Source organism: Spiroplasma endosymbiont of Megaselia nigra (assembly GCF_003987485.1).
Taxonomy (GTDB): Bacteria; Bacillota_I; Bacilli_A; order Mycoplasmatales; family Mycoplasmataceae; genus Spiroplasma.
In genome coordinates this window covers 1-9,892 of sequence record NZ_RCOO01000029.1, presented here as the reverse complement: position 1 = coordinate 9,892, position 9,892 = coordinate 1, and the positions used below count along the sequence as shown (strand labels likewise).

General features: G+C 25.2%; 11 protein-coding genes. 7 read left to right on the top strand and 4 right to left on the bottom strand.

Annotated elements, in window-relative coordinates:
- From D9R21_RS06895 to D9R21_RS02370, 4 genes are all read left to right on the top strand, one after another.
- A partial coding sequence (locus tag D9R21_RS06895; protein WP_158613847.1) for a hypothetical protein occupies positions 1–868 on the top strand: 868 nt, incomplete at its 5' end.
- A gap of 15 nt (positions 869–883) precedes the next feature.
- A complete protein-coding gene (locus tag D9R21_RS02380) occupies positions 884–1,153 on the top strand; it encodes a hypothetical protein (protein WP_126820947.1) in 270 nt (89 codons plus the stop codon).
- Between the two features lie 13 nt (positions 1,154–1,166).
- The gene (locus D9R21_RS02375; RefSeq protein ID WP_126820946.1) at positions 1,167–2,420 is read left to right on the top strand and encodes a hypothetical protein; all 1,254 of its coding nucleotides are present in this window, start codon (positions 1,167–1,169) and stop codon (positions 2,418–2,420) included.
- Complete coding sequence (locus D9R21_RS02370; protein ID WP_126820945.1) at positions 2,420–4,582, top strand: hypothetical protein; 2,163 nt, start codon at positions 2,420–2,422, stop codon at positions 4,580–4,582. The genes D9R21_RS02375 and D9R21_RS02370 overlap by 1 nt, the downstream gene beginning before the upstream one ends.
- Before the next feature lie 30 nt (positions 4,583–4,612).
- Here D9R21_RS02370 and D9R21_RS02365 read toward each other — a convergent pair whose 3' ends face one another.
- Positions 4,613–5,107: a lipoprotein gene (locus tag D9R21_RS02365; RefSeq protein ID WP_126820944.1), complete on the bottom strand. Its 495-nt coding sequence runs from the start codon at positions 5,105–5,107 to the stop codon at positions 4,613–4,615.
- A gap of 86 nt (positions 5,108–5,193) precedes the next feature.
- Complete coding sequence (locus D9R21_RS02360; protein ID WP_126820943.1) at positions 5,194–5,733, bottom strand: hypothetical protein; 540 nt, start codon at positions 5,731–5,733, stop codon at positions 5,194–5,196.
- A gap of 647 nt (positions 5,734–6,380) precedes the next feature.
- Here D9R21_RS02360 and D9R21_RS02355 point away from each other — a divergent pair.
- From D9R21_RS02355 to D9R21_RS08495, 3 genes are read left to right on the top strand one after another with little or no spacing between them, the layout of a single operon-like run.
- Positions 6,381–6,611: a hypothetical protein gene (locus D9R21_RS02355; protein WP_126820942.1), complete on the top strand. Its 231-nt coding sequence runs from the start codon at positions 6,381–6,383 to the stop codon at positions 6,609–6,611.
- A complete protein-coding gene (locus D9R21_RS02350) occupies positions 6,598–7,374 on the top strand; it encodes a ParA family protein (RefSeq protein ID WP_158613846.1) in 777 nt (258 codons plus the stop codon). Before D9R21_RS02355 ends, D9R21_RS02350 begins: the two co-directional genes overlap by 14 nt.
- A gap of 21 nt (positions 7,375–7,395) precedes the next feature.
- Entirely contained in the window at positions 7,396–7,518 is a 123-nt protein-coding gene (locus tag D9R21_RS08495; protein ID WP_255416602.1) for a hypothetical protein, read from the top strand.
- Between the two features lie 42 nt (positions 7,519–7,560).
- Here the strand turns inward: D9R21_RS08495 and D9R21_RS02345 are convergent, their stop codons facing one another.
- Entirely contained in the window at positions 7,561–9,297 is a 1,737-nt protein-coding gene (locus D9R21_RS02345; RefSeq protein WP_126820940.1) for a hypothetical protein, read from the bottom strand.
- Positions 9,298–9,369: 72 nt separating this feature from the next.
- On the bottom strand, positions 9,370–9,591 hold the full coding sequence (locus tag D9R21_RS02340; protein ID WP_126820939.1) for a hypothetical protein: 222 nt from the start codon (positions 9,589–9,591) through the stop codon (positions 9,370–9,372).
- Positions 9,592–9,892: the final 301 nt, after the last annotated feature.

Here is a 9,892-nt window from a genome sequence, read left to right as displayed (position 1 = left end):
AATTACACAAGTTCCAGTTCGTTATAATAAGTTCTTTAAAGGTGATGTAGAATTATGATTTAAAACATTTGCTTTAAGAGCCCAAAATATGATTAATTCTTATTTAAACTATCCATTTTCAAAATTAAAATTTGAAACATTTAAAGACCCGTTATTAAAAAAGATTTGTATTAATATGGTGTTTATTACTGTTGAGCATTGAACATTTAACCGTATTCCAATTGAGTTTTTTACTTCGACAAATATGAGTGTTGGTGATATTAATTATTCTTCACAAAATGACCCAATGGCAACATGACAAGGTCTATTGCCTACCTATGCAAAATCATTGGCTAATCTAACAACTTTAAAGAAAATGTTTCGTACTTTTCAAGAAGAAGGTATTGATTTAACAACGATAGATTTAGAAGCATATTATACGCAGTTAGAAGTTGATGCTTTATTAGATAAACTTGTTATAGAAAAAATTAAAGATGAAAAACTTGAAAAAATAAAAAAAGAAATTTTAGATGAATTAAGAAAATCAATTGTTATACCAAATGTTTCAGGATGAGAAATTGTAGATACTGGTGATTTTAGAGTTGGTCAAATCGGATATAATATTGCTAATTTTGATAAAGAAAATTATATTTATAGAATTTGATCCTCAGGAAAAGATAGCAAAGGAGATTTAAAGAGTCAAGGAATGTTGCAAACAAGGCGTGGTTTTACACAAACAATAGGTGTTATATATGATCAGATAGGTGTTAATAGTGCGTGTTTAGCATTATCTATTAATTCTGATGGATTAATTAATATTGGAGTTAATGGTCCATCAACATTTAAAGGGCTGGGAACAATGTTTATTGAAAGAAAAAAAGTAATTTAGAAAGGAAGTGATTTTATGCCAAAAGTAACTATTAAAGATGTAATTATGTTTTTGAAAATCTTTGGAGTTTCATCATTGTTTTTTATTGCAGGAATTATTATTTGTTTTATAGGACCAACTAAATTAGGGGTTGGTTGACCTGCATATGTAATTATTGGTACAATGCTTAATGGTTTTGGGGTTGTTGTTTTAATTATTGAAACTATTAGATTTATCAAAACTCATAACAAACAACAAAAACAAGATAGTATTGAAGATGTTATTAAAAAAGAAGATACAAAATAAAGAGGTGTTATAAATGGGATTGTTACCTGCCAAAAAGAAATTAAAGAAAAGCTATGATATTGATAGTTATTATCTTAATTTAGCATCAACGATTAGTAATCGTAAAAATGTTACTGTTCAAAAACATAATGATATTTTAGAAAAAAGAATTTGTGAAGATAATGCTAATTTTTTAAATCCACGCGAGTTAGAAATTAGCATTTATAATCCAATTAATAATAAGTATTTAGACACTAAATTAATTAGTAACTTTTTAAAAATGCAGGACTTTACTAATAAAAATTGATATAACGAATATAAAATTAATAAGAATGGTAAAGGTGCATATTTTATTTTTGCTAATAATTCAAAACTTAATTTTATTACCATTGATTTTTACAATGACCAATATGACGAATTAGGTAATTTAGTATCTTGTACTTTTGATTATGACCCTTATCTTAAAAATGACCAGAGTGTTTTTATTACCGAAAAATTAGAAATTGATTATGTAATTAAACAAGTTAAAGTTATTAGAAAGTTAAAAACACGATTATATACTAATGTTACTGATTTATATATTGATGATGCAAAATGAGATAATTATACATCTTTACAAAGAGAAGAAATATTACCAATTGATTTTATTCCAATTGAAATTATTCCGAATAATCCTAATTTTGAACCTTCTGCTCGTTATGGAAAACAATTTGCTAGTATTTTAGATATTATTGCTGAAAAGATAATGTTAGACCCGTTGTTAAATAGTGGTAAATTTACTATTAATACTAATGGAGTTACTGGCGTTGTTGACCAAGAAATTAGCAAAATGTTGGCTTCATTTATTGAAAATGACTTGTTACTAGTTGAAGGAGACCCCGATAGCAATTTTCAGCCAGTAGACTATATTGCTGGTAATTTTAAAGGTGAACAATTAACCAAAATCTACGATTGATTATTAACTAATTACTACAAAATAAATCGCCATCATGTTCCCGCAATCGCTAAGGGAGCCCAACAAACACAAGCGGAAGTTGCGGGTGTAAATATTCAAACAAACGCATCATACGAACAAATGATATATATTAGAGAAATTAAATTAACTGAATTTATTATTAAGTTAATTAAATATGATAATTCTATTTTAAATAGTAGAACATTTAATATTAAAAATATTGATGAGTTAATTGTTGATGTTCGTTTACCAGTAAATGCTACTTTAAACAGACAATTAAAAAACAACGAAACTATTATCAATATACCTAATGAAGAAGGGGGACAAGAATAATGTTAAAACCATCTGAAAAAATGTTAGCACAATTAGCAGAAAATGATGAACCAATTGATTATTCAATTGATAGTATTCCGCTAGATTTTGCTAATCAATCGCAGTACAGCGACCCTGATTTAGAACAGTTATTTAGTGAAGACCGTGCCAGAACCTTATATATTTATAAAATTAATAATCTTGTTAAGACAAAGCAAAAACCAATCTTAAACTACTCTCAAAATAGCGTTAAAATAGGTTTTGTTGACAAAGATGAATATATTAAAATAACTAGTTATGAAATTAGCGACTTTAATTTTAAATTACAAATTCAACAAAATACAACAGTCCAAGATAATAGCACTAGCTATGTAATGATTGATGAGAAAGATATTTTAATTAATAATATTTCAAAACAAGACAAAGCATTTTTAGAAACATTAGACTTAAAAATAATATCTATTAATGAACCAATTAGTGAAGATAACAAAAATGAATGCTATATCATTGAAGAATATAAACGACCATATACACCCGACGGTATTGATATTATTAAATCTACTCATTTAGTTAAAATAACAGACTTTAAATGAAAAAATCAGAATAGCATTCATTTAGTATTGCAAAAATCATTGCCCGAAGATACTGTATTTACTGGGATTGAAATTAAATACCCTAAATCTATGTTATTTGGTAACATTAAGTGTTGAGGCAATGTTAATGGCGTTTATTCTTATCCATCATCAAATATTGAAAATGCTAGTTTGGTGCCTTTGTTATCAATGCCGATTGAAACAAACCCTAATTTAAGAGTATTTCAGTATTGATTTACTGAAAGTTTTTTACCATGAAACATATCCCAAAACTATATTGAAAGAAAAAATATTTTAGATTTATTTCCTATAAACGGTTTAAAACAAGTATTATTAAATTATTTAACATATCGTTATAATTATGATCGTAAATTTAAAGGGGCAAGATATGATGAAAAGAATAACCCCGCTAATAAAGTGGCTGAATTACGCCAAAAATTCGAAGGACAAAAACCCAAAGATGTCATTGATGGTTTATTTGAAAACTGAAAATTAGATAATCCAACTCTTATTAATGATAATTCTGCTAAACATTTTAAACAAATTATCTATATGCTTTCAAATTATACATACAGTAAATACGCGATTAATAAGGGTTATAATGATGATATTAAATTATTTTCTCCTTATTATTTTGAATTAGTTTCAATTCCCAATAAAATAGAAGATGATTATTGAGAATTTAAAGAATGCAAAGTTGAGTTAAGTTCTTCATATTTTAACTTTATCAGTAGTGGTTCGGCAATAAATTATTGAGAAAAAGTTTATCATGATAATAATCCTTTTTTAAAACAAGATAATAAATATTATTTTGTTGTGTGGCGTGGTGATGAAAATGATGCTTGAAAAATTATTAAATTTCAAAATAATGCAGAACAACGTGAAAAACAAATATTAGAAAATTATAAAAATTTTAGATTAATTCTTCATAATCAAAAAGTCTTGTATATCATAGAAATTAATAAACGGGGCATTCCATGAAATATAGAAAGTTTAAATTATTTTAAATCGGTTTATCGTTGAAATTATGACGATGAACCAAATATACCAATTATTGATACAAAAAATGGGAAAATTACAGATTGAAATTTAAAACAACAAAATAATATTGACAATGATAATAAAGTAATTGTTAAAAACAAAGATATTTCAGAAAACAAAGTTTATCAATTAGAAGCAAATTTTTTTAACTGATTATCAATAACAAATGAATTAGAAACAAACAACATTCCCTCCCTTATTCCTGCTGAAATTAAATTATCAAACGGAGAATATGGTAAATATTTAACTAGTTTAATTATTTCTAATGACAAAATAGAAAAATATTTAAACTATTTTTCGCAATGATATAAATTACTTTATTCTAAAGCAGATTGAATGATTATGACTAAAAATTTAGTTGAAGATAATATTAAAATAACTTTTGATGATAAAATTTTTATTTTAAATCAAATTGAAATATCGGGTATATGAGGCTATGGGAATTATGATATTACAATTTTTACAAAAAAAGAACAAATTGATATTAATAATTTACAATTATTTAATAAAAACAATGAAAAATTATCATTAATTTCATTAGAAATATAAAAAGTCATTTTATAAAATGACTTTTTATTATTAATTAACTATTAATTCACCAGTTTTATTATTCACACCTAAATTAGGTACGTTAGTATCATAATTTCAACGATAAACCGATTTAAAATAATTTAAACTTTCTATATTTCATGGAATGCCCCGTTTATTAATTTCTATGATATACAAGACTTTTTGATTATGAAGAATTAATCTAAAATTTTTATAATTTTCTAATATTTGTTCTTCACGTTGTTCTGCATTATTTTGAAATTTAATAATTTTTCAAGCATCATTTTCATCACCACGCCACACAACAAAATAATATTTATCATCAACTGTATTAAATGGTTTTTCTTGTGGTGATATTCATTCTAAAATACCATCTTTTGTATTTATTTTGTTTTCTGCTTTTAATTTTGTTAATTGTTCTTTTGTATATTCGTGTATTTTAGGTTTATTATTACAAGCAACTAAACTGGTTGTACTTGTTCCAATTAAAGTTATTGTGCCTAAAATAGTTAATATATTTTTCATATGTATCCTATCTGTTTTTTTATATAATTATGTTTGTTATTTTAATTAAAAATGGAAATAATTAATTTTATTTCCATAAATATTTATTATAACTCTATATGTCCGTTAGAAGAAAAATCGGGTGTTGAATTGGGATATTTATCTCCAGAACTATTTCTACTTCAAACAACAGTTATTGTTCCTTCAAAATAATTATTACGTTCTGTATATAAAGTTGCGCGACCTGCCCTGGTATTTATATTTCCAACTCTTAAATAAGATATCAATCTCTCCCCTCTATTTTCTAATGTGTTTAAATGTGTATTATTAAATAAAAATGCTTGTAAAATATTTCGAGCATCAATGTGTAACAAACTACCTAGATCAGCATTTATATTTCGCAATAATGATATATTAATTTTTCTATTATTGTGTGCTGAATTTCATAAAGTAGCATCATCAAATTCATCGCCCCACGCACCAAACTGTCTTTTATTTCTATTTAAATTTTCTAAATTATTTATTTGTTGATAATTAATATCACTATTTTTAGTTTCTTGTTTTTTATAAGGACTAGCGGCAATTGTTGTTGGCACAGCAGTTCCACTAATTGTTAATACACTTAATAAACTTAAAAGTTTTTTCATTTTTATATATTTTCCTTTCTTTAATCTTGATCTTGAAACTTTTTATCAAGATCCATTGAAATTATATATAAATATATATGCAAGTCAAGCATTTTTAAATATATTATTATTGTAATTATATTTTAGGACTAATCTGGACTCGCGGTGATTTTCATAAGTTTGTGAAAAACGACTTAAATTTTAAAAAAACTTTTGCCGCGCTTTTCAAAATACTTGGGAAAAATTCTAAGCGTTAAGCGAAGAATTTTATAAAGGTTCCTAAATTTGCTTGAAAGAACTTCAAAACTTTTTTTAACTTGTAAGTCATTTTATCACAAAAATTTAAGAAAATCAACCGCTCGTCCAAAATTGCATTTTTATATTTTAATCAACAAAAATAGCCAATAACCCTTATTTTATAAGGGTTATTTGTTTCTTGTTTTGCGATTGTCGTTTGTGGCGCATCGAACGTTATTTTTACGAGGAAATGGTAATAAAAATAATTTAGTAGTATTGTTTTAATTTTGTGTTATTTGTGTTTAAAGTGTTAATTGTGTTATTTGTGCTTTTATTATTTACTTTCCTTTTAAACAAGGATATAATTTATTTGTGCTTAAAGTGTTAATTGTGTTATAAATAACATACTAAATAAAAGAGGAGATGTTACTATGCCAAAAGATATAAAAAATTCTTTACTTAATGAGACTGCTTCTTATAGTAAAGAATTAAATAAAATGAAAAAAAGAAAATTTATTCATACATTAAGTTGTAAATCAGAATTAATTGATAAATTTTGTTCTCTTGCAGAAGAAAAAAAATGAAGTAAAACAACTTTGATGAATGAAATATTAGAATATTATTTTGATAGATTGGAGAATAATAAAAATGAAGATGATTAGTTTTTGCAACAAAAAAGGCGGTGTTGGTAAAACGACCCTTTGCAAAAATGTCGCCTATAAATTAGCATTAGATAAAAACAAAGTTTTATTAATTGATTTAGATACACAAGCAACATTAACATTATTAACTAGAACAACTGAAAATTTTAATACTGAAAAAACATTACATAAAATTATTGCCAGTGATTGTGAATATAATATAAAAAATATTATTCAACCAACAAAATATAAAAACATTGATATTATTGCTGGTGGAGAAAGTTTAAAAAAATCATTATTAGCAATGAAAGAATTTTACTCAAAAGGAATGTATTTTCAGGTTGGTTTTAAAATATATAATGAATACAAATCAACATTTGATTCTTATGATTATGTGTTGATTGACTATCCACCCTCAACAGATGATTTAAGTTTAAGTTGGCTAATATTTAGTGATTTAATTGTTGTTCCTACAAATTTAGTTGTGGGTAGTTATAAGGGAATTTTAGACTTAAATAATAATTTAGAAATAATTGCAAAAGAATTAAAGACTGAAAAGCCTGAAATAAAAATATTATTTAATTCTGTATTGGATACAGATAATCAAGATATTTTTAAAGAACGATTAAAAGAAAATAATTTATATGATAAATTATTAAATATAATTATTAGGCATTCTGGGATATTTAATAATAGTGAAAATGATTTTAATAGCATTTGGGAAAATCCGTATTATTGACGCCAAAAACAAGCATACGAAGAATTAATAAAGGAAATCAAATAACTATAAAAGAGGTATTATATTATGCATAAATTAATAAGCTTAGATGAAGATTTAAGTAAATGTGAAAATTGTAGTTTTGTTATTCAAAAGATAGATGATAAATGATTTACTATCAATGAAGGCGAACGAAAATGTGGTAAATAATATTTAATGCTAAAAAATTAAAACTGCTTTTAGGCAGTTTTTTTATATTCCCATTTTAAAACGATATGGATAAGAACCATAAAACAAAGCATCATATGGGTCGTGGTACATTTTACTATCGGGTGTGTTTGTTTTGGTATCGCTAAACCTTAATTCACTAATACATTTATCTAAAAATGGAAAATTATCTAATATGCCATATATTTTGCCTTGAACAAACATTTTTCTCATTCATGTTACACGATTAATTATGCCTGCTTCTTTATTAAGCGAAGTTTGGTGTTTTTTAGCTTTAAATATTTTAATTTTATAACCTAAATAAGGGTAAATATCTTCTTGTAATTTTTGCATAAAGTCATGAGCATTAATATCATAATGAAATGTCACATATTCAAAATCATCAAATTTATCAAATGTATTAATTATTCATTGTCCGTAATGTTCAACCATTTCATTTAAATTCATTGCGTTTTTTGGTGTAACAACATTTTCTTCAATTAAGTACTTATCATATTCATTATTTTCATTAATTTTATAGCCACTAAATAAAAACACAGTATGGTCTTCACTACCATTAGCATAATCAACACCAATTGAATAACTATCAAATTGATACTGTTTTGTATTGAAATTATAAAAATCTTGTAAATTATACTCTTTAATATATTTACGATAATTTCGTAAAACATAAATACTGGGGTCACTATCGTTATACTCAAATCCGTAGTATTCAAGTTCAAATAAATCGGGTCGTTCTTCTTTATTTGCTAAAACAAGTTTTTTGGTAATATCAGGTATTTTATTTCAAACAGCCCCCATAGTTAATCGCAAATTAAAAACACCTAAGCCATTAAATGCTTGTGTATTTTTTGAATATACTTGGTTGTGTTCTTTTAAAATAGTTTTAATTCTTTCATTTAAAGGCAAATATGGCGTTACAAATTTTTCATAAAAGACATGGTATTTATCAAAAGGATTAAAAGTAAATTGATTAGAATATGTTTTATGAAAATATGTTGTTACGGTTATATATTTTTTTGCTATGTTATCTCACTCTTGAAATGTCCAAGATAATTCTTTTACTGGAATAGGATTATCTAAATTATATTGTTCATTATCATTTTCATCAGTATATTTTTCATAAGATACTTTTAAACTTTTTGAACGAAACATTGAAACTCTTAAATTATTATATCTTTTATCTAGTTCTTTATCAGTTAAAATTTCTTCTTCTTCGGCATGTATCATTTCATCTGTTCATGCTGATATAATACCACTTCCTTTTCCAACTTTCCCCATAATTTTATTACCATTAGCATAACCCGCAAAAGCAATACGAACACCATTAGGAAAAACAATTTCTCCACCTTCTTTAACATTTTTAGGTCAAATAATAGCATTTTCATTCTCAGGTCCTATATCAATCCCATATTTATCATATAGATAATTACAGACATTAATTGTATCGCCAAATGTAGTATCTTCGTGGGTGTTGGCGTATCTTCGTAAAATGACCGACGAAGCATCGGTAAAATTACAAGCAAAAAATAATTTTTCAGCCAGATGATTTCATGTTTTATTAGTACCACGACCTGCTGAGACAAACTTAAAAAAACAGGATGAAGTAAAATATCAGGCATAATTATCTCCAACAAAGTCTTTAAATACTTCTCAATCAAAGCCAAAATTATAGTCACTAAAATTTAAATCATATTTTTTATTTAAATGTTCATAACTAGTAATTCTTTTTTTGTTATTAATTTTAATAAAATTTTGCATTTTTAAATATCCTCCATTTTTTTTATTTATTATTTATCATTTTATCAATTAGTATAGAAGCACATTTTTTGGTTAACATTTTTTTTGGTAACAACTTATTATTTTTTGTGTTTCAAAAAAGAAATTTTTTGTTAGTTTAAAATTTTTGGGTGATTGATTAATTAATTTTTCAATTAACTGATATTGTTTTTCAATACATTGTTGGTAAAGTGAAATCTCACCAGATATATCTTCATAACTTTTTTTATGAACTAATTTTTGTTGATTAACTTTATTTCAATTAAGTTTTGCCATTTTTATCAACTCCTTTGTTATTGCTTTTTTATCTTATTTTTTCCATTATTTTAGGAGGGAGAGGGGAACAAACTTCTTTTCTCCTTTTTTTCTTTAATTATTTTATTATGTTTTTTATTACTACTATTTTTCTAATGTTACCCTCGTTTTTTAACAAAACACCCCCCCCCGACAAGTCACCCATGTAGTTAATTTAGACATCCTTATCCAGTTCTAAAACAGTCAGCTACTGCTACGCACACGATTTTATTTTTATTCTTGTTATTAAATGTTATGAATGCACCACTACGCGTCTAACTTA